At 63.3% G+C, this 19,683-nt stretch carries 17 protein-coding genes and 1 tRNA gene; 13 read left to right on the top strand and 5 right to left on the bottom strand.

The features are described from left to right. Window positions 1-9: 9 nt before the first annotated feature. The 3 genes from AB4M76_RS08065 to choV all read left to right on the top strand — a co-directional run bounded on the left by AB4M76_RS08065 (window position 10) and on the right by choV (window position 2,870). Window positions 10-930: a choline ABC transporter substrate-binding protein gene (locus tag AB4M76_RS08065; RefSeq protein ID WP_368441299.1), complete on the top strand. Its 921-nt coding sequence runs from the start codon at window positions 10-12 to the stop codon at window positions 928-930. A gap of 84 nt (window positions 931-1,014) precedes the next feature. After that, entirely contained in the window at window positions 1,015-1,848 is an 834-nt protein-coding gene (gene choW / locus AB4M76_RS08070) for a choline ABC transporter permease subunit (protein WP_368441300.1), read from the top strand. Continuing rightward, window positions 1,845-2,870 (top strand): choline ABC transporter ATP-binding protein, encoded by a 1,026-nt coding sequence (gene choV, locus AB4M76_RS08075; RefSeq protein WP_368441301.1) that lies wholly within the window; start codon window positions 1,845-1,847, stop codon window positions 2,868-2,870. The genes choW and choV overlap by 4 nt, the downstream gene beginning before the upstream one ends. A 42-nt stretch (window positions 2,871-2,912) precedes the next feature. Here the strand turns inward: choV and cueR are convergent, their stop codons facing one another. The 3 genes from cueR to AB4M76_RS08090 all read right to left on the bottom strand — a co-directional run bounded on the left by cueR (window position 2,913) and on the right by AB4M76_RS08090 (window position 6,471). Then, on the bottom strand, window positions 2,913-3,320 hold the full coding sequence (cueR, locus tag AB4M76_RS08080; RefSeq protein WP_368441302.1) for a Cu(I)-responsive transcriptional regulator: 408 nt from the start codon (window positions 3,318-3,320) through the stop codon (window positions 2,913-2,915). 9 nt (window positions 3,321-3,329) lie between these two features. Beyond that, window positions 3,330-5,834 (bottom strand): heavy metal translocating P-type ATPase, encoded by a 2,505-nt coding sequence (locus AB4M76_RS08085; protein ID WP_368441303.1) that lies wholly within the window; start codon window positions 5,832-5,834, stop codon window positions 3,330-3,332. Between the two features lie 561 nt (window positions 5,835-6,395). Next, window positions 6,396-6,471: transfer RNA gene (locus AB4M76_RS08090), tRNA-Thr, on the bottom strand. Window positions 6,472-6,598: 127 nt separating this feature from the next. On the opposite strand from AB4M76_RS08090, the gene AB4M76_RS08095 reads away from it, so the two are divergent. Continuing rightward, the gene (locus tag AB4M76_RS08095) at window positions 6,599-7,474 is read left to right on the top strand and encodes a hypothetical protein (RefSeq protein WP_368441304.1); all 876 of its coding nucleotides are present in this window, start codon (window positions 6,599-6,601) and stop codon (window positions 7,472-7,474) included. Here AB4M76_RS08095 and AB4M76_RS08100 read toward each other — a convergent pair. Further along, complete coding sequence (locus AB4M76_RS08100; protein ID WP_368441305.1) at window positions 7,464-8,882, bottom strand: aspartate aminotransferase family protein; 1,419 nt, start codon at window positions 8,880-8,882, stop codon at window positions 7,464-7,466. The two genes, AB4M76_RS08095 and AB4M76_RS08100, sit on opposite strands and share 11 nt — an antisense overlap. Window positions 8,883-9,056: 174 nt before the next feature. Between AB4M76_RS08100 and hpaR the strand changes: the two genes are divergently transcribed. Next, window positions 9,057-9,509 (top strand): homoprotocatechuate degradation operon regulator HpaR, encoded by a 453-nt coding sequence (hpaR, locus tag AB4M76_RS08105; protein WP_368441306.1) that lies wholly within the window; start codon window positions 9,057-9,059, stop codon window positions 9,507-9,509. A 12-nt stretch (window positions 9,510-9,521) separates the two neighbouring features. Here the strand turns inward: hpaR and AB4M76_RS08110 are convergent, their stop codons facing one another. Further along, entirely contained in the window at window positions 9,522-10,391 is an 870-nt protein-coding gene (locus AB4M76_RS08110) for a 2-dehydro-3-deoxygalactonokinase (RefSeq protein WP_368441307.1), read from the bottom strand. 178 nt (window positions 10,392-10,569) lie between these two features. Here AB4M76_RS08110 and AB4M76_RS08115 point away from each other — a divergent pair, with 178 nt between their 5' ends. Genes AB4M76_RS08115 through kynU form a run of 8 tightly spaced genes read left to right on the top strand, consistent with a single transcriptional unit; the run spans window position 10,570 to window position 19,667 of the window. Then, a complete protein-coding gene (locus AB4M76_RS08115) occupies window positions 10,570-12,861 on the top strand; it encodes a bifunctional salicylyl-CoA 5-hydroxylase/oxidoreductase (RefSeq protein ID WP_368441308.1) in 2,292 nt (763 codons plus the stop codon). After that, a complete protein-coding gene (locus AB4M76_RS08120) occupies window positions 12,858-13,589 on the top strand; it encodes an SDR family NAD(P)-dependent oxidoreductase (RefSeq protein ID WP_368441309.1) in 732 nt (243 codons plus the stop codon). The genes AB4M76_RS08115 and AB4M76_RS08120 overlap by 4 nt, the downstream gene beginning before the upstream one ends. Beyond that, complete coding sequence (locus AB4M76_RS08125; protein ID WP_368441310.1) at window positions 13,586-14,047, top strand: MarR family winged helix-turn-helix transcriptional regulator; 462 nt, start codon at window positions 13,586-13,588, stop codon at window positions 14,045-14,047. The genes AB4M76_RS08120 and AB4M76_RS08125 overlap by 4 nt, the downstream gene beginning before the upstream one ends. Then, window positions 14,037-14,837, top strand: a complete 801-nt coding sequence (locus tag AB4M76_RS08130) for an enoyl-CoA hydratase family protein (RefSeq protein WP_368441311.1) — start codon at window positions 14,037-14,039, stop codon at window positions 14,835-14,837. The genes AB4M76_RS08125 and AB4M76_RS08130 overlap by 11 nt, the downstream gene beginning before the upstream one ends. Before the next feature lie 47 nt (window positions 14,838-14,884). Beyond that, window positions 14,885-16,036, top strand: a complete 1,152-nt coding sequence (locus AB4M76_RS08135; RefSeq protein WP_368441312.1) for an acyl-CoA dehydrogenase family protein — start codon at window positions 14,885-14,887, stop codon at window positions 16,034-16,036. After that, a complete protein-coding gene (locus tag AB4M76_RS08140; protein ID WP_368441313.1) occupies window positions 16,033-17,655 on the top strand; it encodes an AMP-binding protein in 1,623 nt (540 codons plus the stop codon). The genes AB4M76_RS08135 and AB4M76_RS08140 overlap by 4 nt, the downstream gene beginning before the upstream one ends. Then, window positions 17,652-18,479 (top strand): tryptophan 2,3-dioxygenase, encoded by an 828-nt coding sequence (locus tag AB4M76_RS08145; protein WP_368441314.1) that lies wholly within the window; start codon window positions 17,652-17,654, stop codon window positions 18,477-18,479. Before AB4M76_RS08140 ends, AB4M76_RS08145 begins: the two co-directional genes overlap by 4 nt. Beyond that, window positions 18,480-19,667 carry a kynureninase gene (kynU, locus tag AB4M76_RS08150; RefSeq protein ID WP_368441315.1) on the top strand — a complete coding sequence of 396 codons (1,188 nt, stop codon included), beginning with the start codon at window positions 18,480-18,482 and terminating at the stop codon, window positions 19,665-19,667. It abuts the gene before it with no gap. Window positions 19,668-19,683 lie beyond the last annotated feature (16 nt).

Raw genomic sequence — 19,683 nt, forward strand, 5'->3', positions numbered from 1 at the left:
AGAACATCAATGAAAAAACTGCTTTCGACTTCCATTCTGGCGACGCTCGCCGCGACCTCGCTCGCTGCCGCCGAGTGTCGCGAAGTCACTTTCTCCGACGTGGGTTGGACTGACATCACGGCCACCACCGCCGCCGCTTCCGTCGTGCTCGACGCTCTGGGCTATGACACAGAGACCAAGATCCTCGCCGTGCCGGTCACCTATACCTCCATGGCTGCGGGCGACATTGACATCTTTCTGGGCAACTGGATGCCCACGATGGAAGGCGATATCGCCAAATACCGCGAAGAAGGCAGCGTCGACACCGTGCGCGCCAACCTTGAAGGCGCGAAATATACGCTGGCTGTGAACAAGGCCGCCGCCGACATGGGCATCAAGACCTTCGCCGATATCGCCGCCAACCGCGATGCGCTGGACGGCAAGATCTACGGCATCGAGCCGGGCAACGATGGCAACCGGCTGATCCAGTCGATGATCGACGACAATGCCTTTGACCTTAAGGACTTCGAGGTCGTCGAATCCTCCGAGCAGGGCATGTTGGCACAGGTGCAGCGGGCCTCGCGCAAGGAAGAGCCTGTGGTCTTCCTCGGCTGGGAGCCGCATCCGATGAACGCCAACTTTGACCTGACCTATCTGGAAGGTGGCGATGATTACTTTGGCCCCGATCTGGGCGGTGCGACAGTCTATACCAACACCCGCGCCGGTTTTGTCGAGGAATGCCCGAACCTTGGCAAATTCCTGAACAACCTTGAGTTCTCGCTTGAGATGGAAAACGAGATCATGGGCGCGATCCTTGACGACGGTGAAGAGGCCGAAGAGGCCGCGGCCGCCTGGATCAAGGAGAACCCCGAGGTGCTCGACACTTGGCTTGACGGTGTGACCACCGTGGACGGCGGCGATGCGATGGACGCCGTCGCTGCGCTGAAGTGATCCCCGCGACATGATGAAATCGGCCCGCCCCGCGCTTTGGGGCGGGCATTCTCATGCCCAAATCTCCTAGCCTGAAGGACGAACATGGACTGGCTGACCGAAAACAAGATCCCCGTGGCCGATGTGGCCGAAGACGCGCTGGACTGGCTGCAAATTAACGGGGCGTGGTTCTTTGACGGGCTGTCCGACGCCATGGAATGGCTGATTGAGGCGATCCTCTGGGTGCTGCAAACCCCGCATCCGCTGATCATCATCGCGATTTTCGCCCTGATCACCTTTGCCATCCAGCGCAACCTGAAAACCGTTATCTTCGTGGTGCTGGGGTTTTTGTTCATCCTCAATCAAGACTATTGGGAAGAGACCACCGAGAGCCTGACGCTTGTGCTTTCGGCCTGTGTGGTCTGCATGGGCGTGGGGGTTCCCATCGGCATCGCGGTGGCGCATCGGCCCCGGCTTTATGCCTGGGTGGCCCCGGTCCTGGACCTGATGCAGACATTGCCGACTTTTGTGTATCTGATCCCCGCGATCGTGTTTTTCGGCATCGGCATGGTGCCGGGTCTGATCGCCACGGTGATCTTCGTGCTGCCCGCGCCGATCCGGCTGACGCAGCTCGGCATCTCCTCGACGCCGAAAGCACTGCTTGAGGCCGCCCAGGCTTTTGGCGCCAAGCCGCGCCAGACCCTGTGGAAGATTGAACTGCCCTATGCGCTGCCGCAGATCATGACCGGGCTGAACCAGACCATCATGCTGTCGCTGTCGATGGTGGTGATCGCGGCGCTGGTGGGCGCCGACGGGCTGGGCGTGCCGGTGGTGCGGGCCTTGAACCAAGTCAACACGGGCTTGGGATTTGAATCCGGGTTGGTGATCGTCGTCGTGGCGATCATGCTCGACCGTATCCTGCGGGTGGGGCGGAAATGAGTAAAGCAGTAGAATTTGACAATGTGTCCATCGTCTTTGGCGACAAGCCGGAGAAAGCCCTCCCGCTGATGGACGAAGGCCAGAGCCGCGCCGAGATCGAAGCCGAGACCGGGCAGGTGCTGGGCGTGCATGATTGCTCGCTGAGCGTAGAGAATGGCGAGATCCTCGTGCTCATGGGCCTCTCCGGCTCCGGCAAATCGACGCTTCTGCGGGCGGTCAACGGGCTCAACCCGATGGTGCGCGGCACGGTGCATGTCCATGCCGAAGGCTGGTCGTGTGACATCCACGGCAGCAATGCTGCCGAGTTGCGGCGGGTCCGGCGCGAGGGCGTCTCGATGGTGTTCCAGCAGTTCGGTCTGCTGCCCTGGCGGACGGTGCGCGACAATGTGGCGCTTGGGCTGGAGCTGTCGAATGTGCCGAAAGCCGAGCGGTTGGAACGGGCCGAGCGGCAGTTGGAACTGGTCGGGCTGGGCGATTGGGCCGACCGCAAGGTGGGCGAACTGTCAGGCGGGATGCAGCAACGCGTGGGCCTTGCCCGTGCCTTTGCCACCGAAGCGCCGATCCTGCTGATGGACGAGCCGTTTTCGGCGCTCGACCCTTTGATCCGCACGAGGTTGCAAGACGAGCTTCTGGCCCTTCAGCGCGACCTGAAACGCACGATCATCTTTGTCAGCCACGACCTTGACGAAGCCTTCAAGCTCGGCGGGCGCATCGCCATCATGGAGGGCGGCCGCATCGTGCAGATCGGCACCCCGCGCGAGATTTTCTCGCGCCCGGCCTCGGAATATGTGGCGGAATTCGTGGCCAATATGAACCCGCTTGAGGTGTTAACCGCCCGCGATGTCATGGGCCCGGTGGAGGATATCCCGACCGAGGGCGAGGCGCTGGCGGAAAGCCCGGTGCGCGATCTGATGGACCGGCTGCGCGACCCGGAGACGGCGATTGCGGTGATGGAAAAGGGCGCCCAGATCGGCACGGTCACGGCGCATAGTATCGTGGATCGGTTGAACACGAACACCTAAGGGGCAGGGTGGCGTTCCATGCGGGGCGCCACCCCCCGGGGACTACGAACGCCGCTCAGAGGCGTATTCGGTCCCCAAGCTTTTCAAGATCGGACAATCTGGCCGATCATCCCCCGCGCAATCCCGGACCAAAGTGCTGAGCGTGTCGCGCATTTCTTGCAGGTCGCGGATCTTCGCTTCGATCTGCGCCAGATGCTCCTTGGCTATCGCCCGCACATCGGCGCTGGCGCGGTTGCTGTCTTCCCAGAGCGCCAGCAGGTTGCGGCAATCCTCAATGCTGAACCCCAGGGTCCGGGCCCGCCCGAGAAAGGCGAGCTTGTGCATTTCGCTTTCCCGGAAGGCGCGGTAGCCATTGGTGTCGCGCAGCGGTTTGACCAACCCGATATCCTCGTAATAGCGGATGGTCTTGGGGGGCAGGCCGGTGCGCTCTGCAACTTCTCCGATGTTCATCTGACGCTCCTATTCTGCGGCGACGGGGGTGGCGGGCAGCGCCGGCTGGGTCTCGGTCCGCTCGGCCAGCGGCGGGGTGATCCAGCGCAGGCGCAGCGCGTTGCTGAGGACAAAGACGCTCGACAGGGCCATGGCGCCAGCCGCCAGCGCGGGTGACAGCAGCCAGCCGGTCAGCGGATAAAACGCCCCCGCGGCGACCGGGATCAGCAGCACATTGTAGCCAAAGGCCCAAAAGAGGTTCTGCTGAATATTGCGCATACTGCGCTGGCTCACGTCAATGGCGCTGACCACGCCGCGCAGGTCGCCCGACATCAGCACCACATCCGCCGCCTCGATTGCGACATCGGTGCCGGTGCCGATGGCCAGCCCCACATCCGCCTGCGCCAGAGCCGGGGCGTCGTTGATCCCATCGCCGACAAAGGCCACGGGGCCCGCTTCGGCCTCCAGCTTGTCGATGGCTGCGACCTTGCCATCGGGCAGGACTTCGGCCACCACCCGGTCGATGCCGAGACCCGCGGCGATGGCATCGGCGGTGCCTTGGTTGTCGCCCGTGATCATCGCGACTTTCAGCCCCAGTTCATGCAGCGCCTCGATCGCTTCGGGCGTGCCCTGTTTCACCGGGTCTGCCACCGCGATCACCGCGGCGAGCCTGCCGTCCACCGCGGCAAAGAGCGGCGTCTTACCCGCCTTGCCAAAGCCCGCGCCAATCTGGGCCGCATCGCCCAGATCAATGCCGTCGCGGGTCATCAGACGGTCGGCCCCCACGGTCACCTGCCGCCCTGCAACCACGGCGCTGACACCATAGCCGGTGTGCGACTGGAAATCGCTCAGCGTGTCGGGCAGGGGGCCGGCACGTTCGGCGCGGCGCAGGATCGCCTGCGCGATCGGGTGTTCTGAACGCGCCTCAACCGCGCCGATCAGCGGCAAGACCTCGGCCTCGGTAAACCCGTTCAGAGGGGTGATATCGGTCAGTTCCGGCTGGCCTTTTGTCAGCGTGCCGGTCTTGTCGAGGGCCACGGTCTTGACCTCATGCAGGGTCTGCAAAGCATCGCCCCGGCGGAACAGCACCCCCAGTTGCGCCGCCCGCCCGGTACCGACCATGATCGAGGTCGGCGTGGCCAGACCCATGGCACAGGGGCAGGCGATGATCAGCACCGCCACCGCCGCCACCAGCGCATGGCTCAGCGAGGGGCCAAAGGCCAGCCAGGCGCCAAAAGTCACCAGCGCCACGACAATCACCACAGGCACGAACCACAGGGTGATGCGGTTCACCAGATCCTGGATCGGTAGCTTGGCGCCCTGCGCCTCTTCGACCATGCGGATGATCTGCGCCAGCATGGTATCGCCGCCCACTTTGGTCGCGCGGAAGGTCAGGCTGCCGGTGCCGTTGACGGTGCCGCCGACCACATCCGCGCCTTCGGCCTTCTCGACCGGGACCGGCTCGCCGGTGATCATGCTTTCATCGACATAGGACTGACCTTGCACCACCACCCCATCGGTGGCGATCTTCTCACCCGGGCGCAGATGGATGATGTCGCCCGCGACGATCTCTTCGACGGGGATTTCGGTGATTTCCCCCTCCCGCTCCACCCGTGCACTGCGCGCGCGCAAGCCGATCAGCTTGGCAATCGCCGCCCCGGTGCGGCCCTTGGCGCGGGCCTCAAGAAAGCGCCCGAGCAGGATCAGCGTCACGATCACCGCCGCGGCTTCGAAATAGACAACCCGGCTGCCTTCGGGCAGCAGCGCAGGCGCGAAGAGCGCGGTGACCGAAAAGAGCCATGCCGCGCCCGAGCCAAGCGCCACCAGCGAATTCATATCCGGCGCGCCTTTGGACAGGGCGGGAAAACCCTTGAGATAAAAATGCCGCCCCGGACCGGCCAGAACCACGGTGGTCAGGATGAACTGGATGAACCAGGATGTCTCCATCCCGATGGTCGCGCCGATCCAATGGTGAAAGGCGGGGATCAAATGCCCCCCCATCTCCAGAATGAAAACCGGCAGGGTCAGCACGGCAGCCAGAAGCGTATTGCGCCTCAGATGCGCGGTTTCGGCCTCCTTGCGCGCGGCGCTGTCCTCGACCGGCGTGTCCCCGCTGTCGATCGAGGCCGGATAGCCGGCTTTGGCCGCCGCCGCTTGCACGGCGCTTAGCATATCGGGGTGGTCAAACATCTGCACCTGCGCCTCTTCCGTGGCGAGGTTCACATGGGCCGAGACCACGCCCGGCACAGCCAGAAGCGCGCGTTCCACCCGCCCCACGCAGGAGGCGCAGCTCATCTCAGCGATCTGCAACCGGCGGGTGACGAGCCGGGCCGGGTAGCCGGCCTGCGCCAAGGCGTCGGACAACCTCGCGGTCTCCAACCCCGGGGCCGCGCGAAGGGTCACGCTTTCCGTCGCAAGATTAACCTGCGCTGCCTGCACCCCATCAAGGGTGCCGAGCACCTTTTCCACCCGTCCTACACAGGAGGCGCAGCTCATGTTTTCCACGCCAAAAGTCAGCGATATACGGTCATCCATCTTGGACCCCTTCCATTAAGTTGCCCCCTATGTGGGGCTTCCAGTCACTGGAGGGTCAAGAGGGTTCTGACATTTTTTATGCGGGGGGCGGCGGGCCCGGGGGCGGGCGCTAGCTGAGGGCTGCCAGCGTCTCGAGCGAGCAATCCCACCATTCCGTCGCCTGCAATCGGTAAACGTCTTCGGTCAGGAGGCGCGCAGCTTTTTGGCGGAGAGGTTCGTGCCGATCCATGAGTATCTAAACGATGTCACCGGGCGCAGTCCCTTCTTCAATGACAACGACGAAGTGGGGAAGCCCCGCCCCATAGCTGAGATGGACGCCTATTAGGTCGCGCTCGACGCGCTTTTGTCGCTGCCCAAACGCCAGCAACCCGAGGCAGAATTCATGGCGTTTTTAGAAGGGCTTTGGAAGGAACTTTGAGAGGGCTGTGCTGGTCGTTGCCGGCGGCCCTTCGCGAAACGCGGATTGCCACTGGGGCCCATTCTCTCGCGCATCGCCACACAGCGGCACGCCAGATCGGGCGGCAAAAAAGCCAGCCTGCATAAATAGATAAGTGGAAAAAGTGGTGCCCCCACACGGACTCGAACCGCGGACCTACTGATTACAAATCAGTTGCTCTACCAGCTGAGCTATAGGGGCACTGAGGGCTCATTTAGAGAAACCCACGCGGGGGTGCAAGAGGGGAAATGCGCTTTTCTTTCGGATTTTACACGGGCTGCGCGACGGGCTATTTAGCCCACAGGTTTGGACAGTTGATCGGAAAATCATGCAGCTCGTTTTGCATACTGGCGTTCATTTCACCGAAGACGAGCGGCTGCTGAAGTGTTTGCTGCGCAATCAGGATGAATTTGCCGAAGCCGGGGTCCGTGTGCCGGGGCCGAGCACCTATCGCACCCTGTTTCGCGACACGTTGAACGCGATGCATAAGACCGAGCCGTCGGAAGTGGCGCGCGATGTTTTGCTGGATGCGATTCTCGATGAGGGGCGGGCCGAGCGGGTGATCCTGTCGGACGCCAACTTCTTTCGCTCGCCCGCCACGGCCCTGCGTCACGGCATGCTCTATCCGGCCGCCCCGGTTCGCATGCGGCGCATGGCACGGCTGTTTCCCGAGGATGAGATCCGCGTCTTTATGGCGATCCGCAACCCGGCGACGCTGGTGCCGATGCTGTTTGAAAAAGCCGCCGATCAAAGCCCCGAAGGGTGCTGGGGCGATAGGGGGCCGGAGGATCTGCGCTGGTCCGAGACCATCGCCCAGATACGGGAGACCGCGCCGGAGATGCCGATCACCGTCTGGTGCAATGAAGACGCCCCGTTGATCTGGGCAGAGCTGATCCGCGAGATGGCCGGGCTCGCCTCGGAGACCAAGATCAAGGGCGCGTTTGACCTCTTGCATGCGATCATGTCTGCCGAGGGAATGCAGCGGTTTCGGGCCTATCTGCGTTCGCATCCGGACATGTCCGAGGTGCAAAAACGCCGGGTGATCACGGCCTTTCTCGATAAATTCGCGCTGGAAGACGAGATCGAGGAAGAGATCGACATGCCCGGGTGGACCGAAGATCTGGTGGCTGAGATGACCGCGGCCTATGACGCGGATGTCGAGGTTATCCGCGCCATGCCGGGGGTGACGCTGATCACGCCCTAGGGGCGGCCCCCGCCAGTTCCGTGATGACCTCATAGGCCATAGCCACATCCTCTGCCGTGGCGGTGAATGCGCCGGCCTGAAAACGGATCACCAGCGCGCCGTCGATGCGGGTCTGGGTCAGATAGATGCGGCCGTCGGCATTGATGCGGTTCAAAAGCGCTTGGTTATGCGCATCGAGGTCTGGGGTGTCCGCAGGGCTATGCCGAAAGGTAAAGAGCGAGAGCATCGGAGGGGTGGTGATCTCAAACCCATCGGTTGTCTCCAGCCGCGCGGCCAGCGCTTGCGCCCATGTCACATGGTTGCGGATCATCTCGCGCAGCCCCTCCAGCCCATGGGCGCGGATCAGGAACCACAGTTTCAACGCCCGAAAGCGGCGGCCCAGCGGCACGGACCATTCGGAGTAATTCACGATCCCATCCGCGCCATGGGTCTTGAGATATTCAGGCTGGATCGCCAGCGTGCGCACCAGATCTTCGGGGGCGCGCAGGAAATGCGTGGTGCAGTCGAACTGCGCGCCCAGCCATTTATGCGGGTTCAGCACAACGGAATCGGCCCGCTCCACCCCGGCCCAAAGGGTGCGGAACTCGGGGCAGATCATGGCAGACCCGGCCCAGGCGGCGTCCACATGGGTGTAGAGCCCTTCGGCTTCGGCCAGATCCATCACCGCGGCAATGTCATCGCTGGCTCCGGCACTGGTGCCGCCGGTGCAGGCGATGATCCCGGCGGGCAGATGGCCTGCGGCACGATCGGCGGCGATGGCGGCGCGCAAAGCCTCGACATCCATGGCGCGGTTCGGGCCTTGGGTGGGGATGCGGATCAGATTGTCTTCGCCAAGCCCCGCGATCCAGATCGCGCGGTCGATGGAAGTATGCACCTCAGCCGAACAATAGACCCGCAGCCGCGGCTGGCCCGACAGGCCCGCTTGGTTGCCCTGCCACGCCAAAGCCCGTTCGCGCATGGTCAGCACCGCGCAGAGCGTGGCGGAACTGGCGCTGTCCTGGATCACCCCGGTAAAGCCGCCCGGCAGCCCCACCGCCTGACGCATCCAGTCGCAGACGCGGGTTTCCAGCTCGGTCGCGGCGGGGGAGGTCTGCCACAGCATGCATTGCGCCGCGATGGCCGAGACGAAATATTCCGCCAGCACCGAGACCGGCGCGGCATTGGCGGGGAAATAGGCAAAGAAGCGGGGGTGTTGCCAATGGGTCATGCCCGGCATGATGGTCTGCTCGAAATCCTCGAAAATCGCCTGCATCGCCTCGGCGCTTTCGGGCGGGGCGTCGGGCAGGGCAGCGAGCACCGCCCCGGGCGCCACCTGCGCCCGCACCGGGCGTTTGCGCAGGCCCGCGTGATAGTCAGCGGCCCAATCGGCGGCGCGGCGGCCCCAGTGGCGAAACTCTTCCCAATTCATCGCAGCCCCTCAGACCGGTTCATCCCTCGCGCGTGGCGCATCTCACCCTCACTCCCTGACCCCGCCGCCCGCTTCTGCTCTTCAAGATTCCGCGCACAGGGGATATGCTGTTGATACCGCACCGATCTGGAGCGGCCTTTGACTTGTTAAGTAGCGATCAGGAGCCCGTCAAGAATGGCCACCCAACCCCCACTGCGCCGCACGGCCCGTTCCCTGCCGATTGCCCTGCTGCGCGCGCGCGAACGGGTGATGGGTCCGATCCGCGAAATCCTCAACGAAAGCGGGATTTCCGAACAGAAGTTCCGGGTGATCCGCGTGTTGGACGAATCCGGCCCGATGGAGCAGACCGCGCTGGCACAGGCGACCTGTCTACTGCTGCCGAGCCTGACGCGAATGCTGCGCGCGATGGAGCAGGAAGGTCTGCTGACCCGCGCCAGTGATCCGAAAGACGGGCGCAAATCCATCGTGACGGTGACGGACAAGGGCTGTCAGATTCTGCAGGACCACGCCGAGGACGCCGCCGCGCTTTTCGCGGATTTCGAAGCACGCTTTGGCAAGGAGCGGATGGAAGAGCTGCTCGACATGCTCGAAGACCTCGTGGCGCTGGACATGCGCAAAAAGGACTGAGGGGTAGGGCGGTCAGCCCTTGCCTTCCCCCCGGCGCACCGCAGAAATCCCGGCCAAGGCCATGCGCGCGGCATCGGCCTCGGTCACCATGGCGCCCTGTTGGCCCAAGGCCCGCATGTAAAGGCGCGCCTCTGCCTCCGGCCCGATCACCGCCAAGGACTGACCCAGCCAATAGGGCCGCGCCGCCGCAAGCTCCGCGCCGATCAATATCCCCGCAAGCTGCGCCTGCGCCGTGGGGGCGGGCAGGGTGTCGAGCATACGCTCCGTGCGCAGCGAGGCCAGACGCGCCGCCAGACGCTCGGGCCGCGACAGCCCATCGCTGAGCGCGTCGTCAAAGGCCGTGTCATCCAGTGCGGTGTCAGCCGGTGCTGGCCCATCGCCCAGCGTCGCGATCAACTCACCGGTCAGGAAATTCTGAAAGCTCACCACTTCGCCCGCGCTCACCTGCGCCCAAGCGGTCGTGGCCCCTGGCAGGCAGATCACCCCGTCCCAATCCTTGTTCAGGCTCAGGAAACCCGCGATCCGGGTCTCGGCCCCTTGCAGCAGGCCGCTCGGCGCGGTCTGTCGCAGGCCGGGGATGATCTGCAAATCAAAGGCAGCGGTCGCCCGCGCCACGGTCTCTGCCGCCACCGCATCGCAGGGCACCGCCCGCGGGGCAGCACCGGACCACAGCGGCAGCCCGGCGGCAAAGACCGGCAGGCGCGCGGGCAGATCCCAAGGCGCGATAAGCTGGGCCAGCGCGGCGTCGAAGCCCGCTTCCCCATCGTCCGATACCATGCCGCTGGTGGCCTCCAAGGCCGTGCCGCCCTGCATCGCCCAGACCGACAGGCGGCGCTCAAACCACTCCACGGCCAGCCAGTCTACCTGTCTCAGCTCTGCCATTCTGTCGCCTTTCATCTCCAAACCTCTGGCTGGCATAGGACGCGGGCGCGCCGGGTTCAATGCGCAAGCCCGCCTCAGCCCGCTTTCGCTGAATTGCTTTAAGCATGAAATATTTATCCTTGAACGAAATCAAAACCCGTTTTAGGCTTCCCCCAAACCGAACCAGAAGGGATTTTCGATGCGTGCAATCTGTCTTGGCGGCGGCCCTGCGGGGCTGTACTTCGCGATCTCGCTGAAACTGCGTCAACCCGATGCCGATGTGACCGTGCTGGAGCGCAACCGCGCGGATGACACATTCGGCTGGGGCGTGGTGCTCTCGGATGAAACGCTTGACAATCTTGAAGCCAACGACCCGGTCTCGGCCCGCGAAATCCGCAGCCATTTCGCCTATTGGGACGACATCGCCCTGCATCACAAGGGCAACACGATCCTCAGTTCGGGCCATGGTTTCTGCGGCATCGGGCGCAAGCGGCTCTTGCTGATCCTGCAAGACCGGGCGCGCGAGCTGGGCGTGAACCTGCAATTCGAGACCGAGGTCAAAGCCGCCTCGGACTATATGGATGACTATGATCTGGTGGTCGCCTCCGACGGGTTGAACTCGAAAACCCGGATGGAGTTCGAAGACAGTTTCAAACCCGACATCGACGTGCGCCGCTGCCCCTTTGTCTGGCTCGGCACGCATCAGAAGTTCGACAACGCCTTCACCTTCATCTTTGAGAAGACCGACAAGGGCTGGATCTGGGTCCATGCCTATCAATTCGACAAGGACACCGCGACCTTCATCGTGGAATGCAGCCAGGACACTTTTGACGCCTACGGCTTTGGCGAAAAGACCCAGGAAGAGACCATCGCGATCTGCGAGGAGATCTTCAAAGACCACCTCGACGGGCATAAGCTGATGACCAACGCCAGCCATATCCGCGGCTCGGCCTGGATCAAATTCCCCCGTGTGCTCTGCGAAAAATGGAGCCATGAGAATGTCGTGCTTCTCGGCGACGCCTCAGCCACCGCGCATTTCTCGATCGGCTCGGGCACGAAACTGGCGCTGGAATCCGCGATCTCTCTGGCCAAACATGTCACCGACGACAAGAACCTCAGCACCGCCTTTGAAAAATACGAAGAGGCCCGCCGCCTTGAGGTGCTGCGCCTGCAATCGGCAGCGCGCAACTCGGTCGAATGGTTCGAGGATGTGGAGCGCTATCTTGATCTCGACCCGGTGCAGTTGAATTACTCCATGCTGACCCGCAGCCAACGCATCAGCCATGAAAACCTGCGCGAGCGTGATCCCAAGTGGTTGGAAGGGGCCGAGAAATGGTTCCTTGAACAGGCAGGCGCCGACACCAACGGCCCCATCCGCGCGCCGATGTTCGCCCCGTTTCAACTGCGCGACATGCGGCTCAACAACCGCATCGTCGTCTCGCCCATGGCACAATACAAGGCGGTCGATGGCTGCCCGACCGATTGGCATCTGATCCACTACGCCGAACGCGCCAAAGGCGGGGCCGGGCTGGTCTATACCGAAATGACCTGCGTCTCACCGCAGGGCCGCATCACACCGGGCTGCCCGGGCCTCTATGCGCCCGAGCATGAGGCCGCCTGGAAGCGCCTGACCGATTTCGTCCATGCCGAGACCGACGCCAAAATCTGCTGCCAGATTGGCCATTCGGGCCGCAAAGGCTCGACGCAGGTCGGCTGGGAGGAAATGGACGCGCCGCTGAAAGCAGGCAATTGGGAGATCATCTCCGCCTCCGCGATCCCGTGGTCCGAGCGCAACGCCGTGCCCAAGGCCGCCACCCGCGAGGACATGGACCAAATCCGCGATGAATTTGTCGAGGCCACCCGCATGGCGGACCGCGCGAATTTCGACATGATCGAATTGCACGCGGCGCACGGCTATCTGATCTCATCCTTCATCTCGCCGCTGTCGAACCAGCGCGAGGATGAATATGGCGGCAGTCTGGAAAACCGCATGCGCTACCCGCTGGAAGTCTTCAAAGCGATGCGCGATGCCTGGCCCGAGGAAAAGCCGATGGCGGTGCGTATCTCGGCCACGGATTGGGTTGAAGAAGACGGCGTAACCCCCGAAGAAGCCGTGGAAATCGCGCGGATGTTCAGTGCGGCCGGGGCCGATATCATCGACGTGTCGGCGGGGCAGACCTCGAAACAGGCCAAGCCGGTCTATGGCCGCATGTTCCAGACCCCCTTCAGCGACCGCATCCGCAACGACGGCGGGATCAAGACCATGGCCGTGGGCAATATCTATGAGGCCGATCACGTCAATTCGATCCTCATGGCCGGCCGCGCCGATCTGGTCTGCCTCGCCCGGCCGCATCTGGCCGACCCCTATTGGACGCTGCATGCCGCGGCTGCCATCGGTGACCGCCATGCCGATTGGCCGCTGCCTTACGGCCCGGGCCGCGATCAGACATGGCGCTTGGCAGACCGCGCGGCGGAGATGGAGAAAGTATGAGCCATATCGTCATCACCGGCGGCGGCTCCGGCGTCGGGGCCGAGATTGCCCGCGCCGTGGCCGAGAGCGGCGCAAAGGTCACCATCATGGGCCGCCGCGAGGGACCGCTGCGCGAACAGGGGCTGCCGTTCCAGACCTGCGACGTGACTGACCCGGAGGCCGTGCAGGCGGCCTTTGCCGCCGCACGGGCCGAGAACGGCCCGATCACCGGGGTCATTGCCAATGCCGGCGCCGCCCATTCCGCGCCTTTCGACAAGATCACCGCGCAGGACATGAGCGACATGCTGGCGGTCAATGTCACCGGGGTCTTCAACGTCTGGCAGGCCGCTTTGGCGGAGATGAAAGCTGCAAAACAGGGCCGGCTTATCGCCGTGGCCTCCACCGCCGGGCTCAAGGGCTACCCCTATGTGGCAGGCTATGTCGCGGCGAAACACGGTGTCGTCGGCCTCACCCGTGCGCTGGCGCTGGAAGTGGCGCGCACCGGCATCACCGTCAACGCGATCTGCCCCGGTTTCATCGACACCCCGCTCTTGGACCGCTCGGTCGAGAATATCACTAAGACCACCGGCAAGAGCGCCGATGAAGCCCGCGCCATCCTGAAGCGCGCCAGCCCGCAGAACCGCTTTGTCGACACCGGCGAAGTCGCGGCCGCCGCGCTCTATCTGCTCTCCGACGCGGCAGCGGCGGTGAACGGCCATGCGCTGTCGCTCTCAGGGGGCGAGGTTTGAGCAACGCGGCCAAGGATCGTGTGCGTCTCTGGCTGCGGCTGCTGAAGGTCGTGCGTGGTCTGGAGCAGGATCTGCGCGACATTCTGCGTCGCGAGCATAACACGACGCTGCCACGTTTCGACGTGATGTCGGCCCTGTCACGTCACCCCGAGGGGCTGAAAATGAGCCAGCTTTCGGGGGTGCTGCGCGTGTCCAATGGCAATGTCACCGGCATCGCGGATCGGCTCAGCGAAGAGGGGCTGGTCGAGCGTATCGCCGTGCCGGGGGACCGCCGCGCGATGCTGCTGCGGCTGACGCCTGAGGGCAGTGCGCAATTCGCGCGTCAGGCGCAGGCCCATGAGGCGTGGATCAACGAAAAACTGCGCGGCATCTCGGCTGAGGACGCCCGCGCCATGGCGGACCGCCTCCAGGCCTTCGCCGCCCAAACGGAAGAAAAGGAACATAGCAATGCGCAGTGATGTCAAACATTTTCAGTGCGAGATCAAAGACCGGATCGCCACCGTGCGGCTCGACCGGCCCGACCGCAAGAACCCGCTGACATTCGACAGCTATGCCGAGCTGCGCGACTGGTTCCGCGATCTGGTCTATGCCGATGACGTCGATGTGGTGGTCTTTGGCTCCAATGGCGGCAACTTTAGCTCCGGCGGAGATGTGCATGATATCATTGGGCCTTTGACCCGGATGAACATGAAGGAACTGCTGCGTTTCACCCGTATGACCGGTGATCTGGTCAAGGCCATCGTGAACTGCGGCAAGCCGGTGATCGCCGCCGTGGATGGTGTCTGCGTCGGCGCCGGCGCGATCATCGCCATGGCCTCGGACCTGCGGCTGGCGACGGCGGAGGCCAAGACCGCCTTCCTCTTCACCCGCGTTGGCCTCGCCGGCTGCGACATGGGCGCCTGTGCGATCCTGCCGCGGATCATCGGCCAGACGCGGGCCGCGGAACTGCTCTATACCGGCCGCGCCATGACGGCTGAGGAGGGCGAACGCTGGGGCTTTTACAACCGGCTGGTGACGGCGGAGACGCTGGAAGACGAAGCGTTGAAGCTGGCGCAGAAAATTCAGGCAGGCCCGAATTTTGCGCATATGATGACGAAAACGATGCTGGCGCAGGAATGGGCGATGTCGATCGAACAGGCGATCGAGGCCGAGGCGCAGGCGCAGGCGATCTGCATGCAGACCGGCGATTTCGAGCGCGCCTATAACGCTTTCGTCGCCAAGGAACGCCCGGTCTTCGAAGGGGACTGAGCCAAGAACAATAAGCCAAATGAAAACTATGCGGGGAGGCATAAACCATGGCTGACAAAAGTTTTCTCGACTGGCCCTTTTTCGAGCCGCGCCACAGGGAGTTGGCGCTGGCGCTCGACAAATGGGCCGGGCAGGAGCTGAAGAATGTGGATCACTGCGACACCGACGGGGCGTGCCGTGATCTGGTAACCATGATGGGTCAAGACGGCTGGCTGCGCCACAGCGGCGCGGAGGGCGACGAGGTGCTGGATGTGCGCAGCCTTTGCCTGATCCGCGAAACCTTGGCGCGCCATGACGGGCTGGCGGATTTTTCCTTTGCGATGCAGGGGCTTGGCACCGGGGCGATCTCGCTTTTCGGCAGTGATGAGCAAAAGGCCGAATGGCTGCCCAAGACCCGTTCGGGGCAGGCGATCTCGGCCTTTGCGCTGACCGAGCCGCAGTCGGGTTCGGATGTGGCCAATTCCACCATGACCGCCAAGCCCGAGGGCGACGGCTATGTGCTCGACGGGCGCAAGACCTGGATCTCCAACGGCGGTATTGCCGACGTCTACACCGTCTTTGCCCGGACCGGCGAGGCGCCGGGCGCCAAGGGGCTGTCGGCCTTTATCGTGCCCGCCGACACGCCGGGGTTGAAGGTCGAGGAACGCCTCGACGTCATGGCGCCGCATCCGCTGGCGACCTTGCATTTCGATGGGGTGAAACTGCCCGGCTCGGCGCTTTTGGGCGGGGCGGGGCGCGGCTTTGCCATTGCCATGTCGGTGCTCGATGTCTTCCGCTCGACCGTGGCCGCCGCCGCTCTGGGCTTTGCCCGCCGCGCGCTCGACGAAGCACTTCAGCGGGTGACCAGCCGGCAGGTGCAGGGCGCACCGCTGAGCGAATTGCAACTGGTTCAGGGCCATATCGCGGATATGGCGCTGAATGTCGACGCGGCTGCGCTGCTCGTCTACCGCGCCGCCTGGACCAAGGACAGCGGCGCGCCGCGTGTCACGCGGGAAGCGGCCATGGCCAAGCTCTTTGCCACCGATCAGGCGCAAAAGGTGATCGACACGGCGGTGCAATTACACGGCGGCGATGGGGTGCGCCATGGTGAGGCGGTCGAACGACTTTACCGCGAAATCAGGGCCTTGCGCATTTACGAAGGCGCGTCAGACGTGCAACGTGTCGTCATCGCACGCCAGACCTTGGGGGCCATGGGATGAAGCTTTATCAAAGTGCACATGAAGACACATTCACCCGCGACAACCTGCCGCCGATGGATCAATGGCCAAAGTTCAGCCTTGACGGTTTCGACTATCCCGAGCGCTTGAACGTCGGCGTTGAACTTACTGATTCCATGGTCGAAAAAGGGTTCGGTGACCGGACCGCCCTGATCGGCAACGGCCGCCGCCGGACCTATAAGGAATTGGCGGATTGGACCAACCGCCTTGCCAGCGCGATGGTCGAAGACCTTGGGTTGAAACCCGGCAACCGGGTGCTTATCCGCTCGGCCAATAATCCGGCGATGGTGGCCTGCTGGTTGGCGGCGACCAAGGCCGGGGCGGTGGTGGTCAATACCATGCCCATGCTGCGCGCGGGCGAGCTGTCGGCGGTGGTCGACAAGGCCGAGATCAGCCATGCTTTCTGCGACACGCGCTTGATGGACGAGATGACGCTCTGTGCGAAATCCTCCAAATATCTCAAGACCGTGGTGGGCTTTGACGGCACCAGCAACCATGATGCAGAACTGGACCGTCTGGCGCTGGAAAAGCCGGTTCAGTTTGACGCGGTTCAGACCGCGCAGGACGATGTCGCCCTGCTGGGGTTCACTTCAGGAACGACAGGCAACCCCAAGGCAACAATGCATTTTCACCGCGATCTTCTGATCATCGCGGATGGCTATGCCCGCGAAGTGCTGGGCGTGACACCCGAAGACATCTTCGTCGGCTCGCCCCCCTTGGCCTTTACCTTTGGCCTTGGCGGTCTTGCGGTTTTCCCGCTCCGCTTTGGCGCCGCGGCGACGCTGCTGGAAACCGCCAGCCCGCCCAATATGATCGAGATCATCGAGAAGTATAAGGCCACCGTCTGTTTCACCGCCCCCACGGCCTACCGCGCCATGTTGCAGGCGATGGAAGAGGGCGCGGACCTCAGCAGCCTGCGCGCTGCGGTTTCGGCCGGGGAAACGCTGCCCGCGCCGGTCTATCATGAGTGGCAGGAGAAGACCGGCAAGCCGATGCTCGACGGGATCGGCGCGACGGAGATGCTGCATATCTTCATTTCCAACCGTTTCGACGACCACCGCGCCGCCTGTACTGGCAGGCCGGTCACCGGCTATGAAGCGCGGGTGATTGACGCCGAGGGCCATGAGGTGCCGCGCGGGGAAGTGGGCCGTCTGGCGGTGCGCGGGCCGACCGGCTGCCGCTATCTCGGCGATCCAAGGCAGGCGGACTATGTGAAGGACGGCTGGAACATCACCGGCGACAGTTTCACCATGGATGAAGACGGCTATCTGCATTTTGCCGCGCGCAACGATGATATGATCATCAGTTCCGGCTATAATATCGCCGGGCCGGAGGTTGAGGCGGCGCTGCTGAGCCATCCTTTCGTCAGCGAATGTGGCGTGGTGGCCGCCCCGGACGAGGCGCGCGGCTCGATTGTGCAAGCGCATGTGGTTCTGGTCGAAGGGGCTGCGGAAGATGCCTTGACGATCAAGACCTTGCAGGATCATGTTAAAGCGACAATCGCGCCCTATAAATATCCGCGTGACATTCGGTTCCTCAAGGAACTGCCAAAGACCGCCACCGGGAAAATCCAGCGTTTCGCGCTGAGAGAGGACAAATGAGCACTTTCGACGAAGCCTCCAAAGGCGCAAAGATGAGTTTTGCCAAGGATAAATCCTATGGCGATTACCTTGGGCTGGATCAGATCCTGACGACGGAAAACCCGCTCGACATGGCGCATGACGGGCTGTTGTTCATCATCCAGCATCAGACATCCGAGCTTTGGATGAAACTGGCGATCCATGAGCTGACAGCCTGTCGCGCGGCACTGCAAGCTGGGGAATTGCGCCAGAGTTTCAAGATGTTGACCCGTGTGGCGCGGATCTTTGAACAGCTCAATTCCGCATGGGACGTGCTGCGCACCATGACGCCAAGCGAATATACCGTCTTCCGGCCGCACCTTGGCGCCTCTTCTGGCTTTCAGTCCTATCAATACCGTCTGATCGAATACCTGCTCGGCAACCGGATCGCGGCGCTGACCAAACTGCATGAACATACGCCGGAGCCCCATGCGGCGCTGCTGGCGGAGATGGAGCAGCCGAGCCTTTATCAGGTGGCGATTGACCTTTTGTGCGCGCGGATGGGGGAGCCGTCGCTCGCGGGCAGCCCCGAGCCACGGGCCTGGGCGGCAAAACCCGAGGTGCAGGCGCTCTGGCAGAAGGTTTATGAAGACCCGACAACCCATTGGGAACTCTACGAATTGGCCGAGAAGTTCGTCGATCTCGAAGACTATTTCCGCCGTTGGCGCTTTAATCACGTCACCACCGTCGAGCGGATCATCGGTTTCAAGCGCGGCACCGGGGGCACCTCGGGGGTGACCTATCTGCGCAAAATGCTCGAAGTGGAGCTGTTCCCCGAGCTTTGGCATGTGAGAGGAGCGCTGTAAGTGTCTGTTTTGAAAAAAGATCAGTTTGTTCTGCCCGAAGGGGTGATCTACCTCGACGGCAACTCGCTGGGGCCGCTGCCCAAAGCCGCCGCCGCACGGGTGCAGGAGATGATCACGGCCGAATGGGGCGAGATGCTGATCCGGGGCTGGAACCAGGCCGGCTGGATGGAGCAGCCGACGCGGGTGGGCAATATGGTCGCCGGGGTGGTCGGTGCGCCGGAAGGCTCGGTCGTCATGGGCGACACGCTGTCGATCAAAGTGTTTCAGGCGCTGGCCGCGGCGGTGAAACTGCGCCCCGGGCGCCGGGTGATCCTGTCGGACACCGGGAACTTCCCCTCCGACCTTTACATGGCCGAAGGTTTGGTCGGGCTGTTGGAACAGGGCTATGAGCTGCGCAGCGTCGCGCCGGAAGAGGTGAAGGACGCGATTGGCGAAGACATTGCCGCCGTGATGCTGACGGAAGTCGATTACCGCACGGGCCGCAAGCATGACATGAAGGCGATGACCGAACTCGCCCATGCCAGCGGCGGGGTGATGATCTGGGATCTGGCGCATTCGGCGGGCGCGCTGCCGGTGGATCTCGAAGGCTCCAACTGCGAATTTGCGGTGGGCTGCACCTATAAATATCTCAACGGCGGGCCGGGCGCGCCGGGGTTCATCTATGTGCGCCCCGATCTGGCGGATGAGGTGCAGCCGGCGCTGGCGGGCTGGCTCGGGCATCGCCAGCCCTTTGCCTTTGATCTGGATTACAAACCGGGGCAGGGCATCGAGCGGATGCGCGTGGGCACGCCGCCGGTGATCCAGCTGACCGCGCTGGAAGTGGCGATGGGGCTTTGGGCCGACGTCGACATGCAAGAGCTCCGTGCCGCCTCGATCGCCTTGCAGGAACAGTTCATCGAAGAGATCGAGCGCGATGTGCCGCAGCTGACCCTCGCCAGCCCGCGGAATAGCGCCGAGCGGGGCAGTCAGGTCTCTTTCCGTTTCGAGGAAGGCTATGCCGCGATGCAGGCGGTGATCGACCGGGGCGTGATCGGCGATTTCCGCGCGCCGGACATCATGCGCTTTGGCTTCACGCCGCTTTATATAGACGCCGAGGATGTCTCCAAAGCTGTGGCGATCATCCGCGATGTGATGGAGAACCGCCTCTGGGACAAGGAAAAATACAAGACCCGCGCGCGGGTGACCTGACAGTGTCAGGCGCAGC

Origin of the sequence: Sulfitobacter sp. PS-8MA, assembly GCF_040933935.1 — a bacterium.
GTDB lineage: Bacteria > Pseudomonadota > Alphaproteobacteria > Rhodobacterales > Rhodobacteraceae > Sulfitobacter.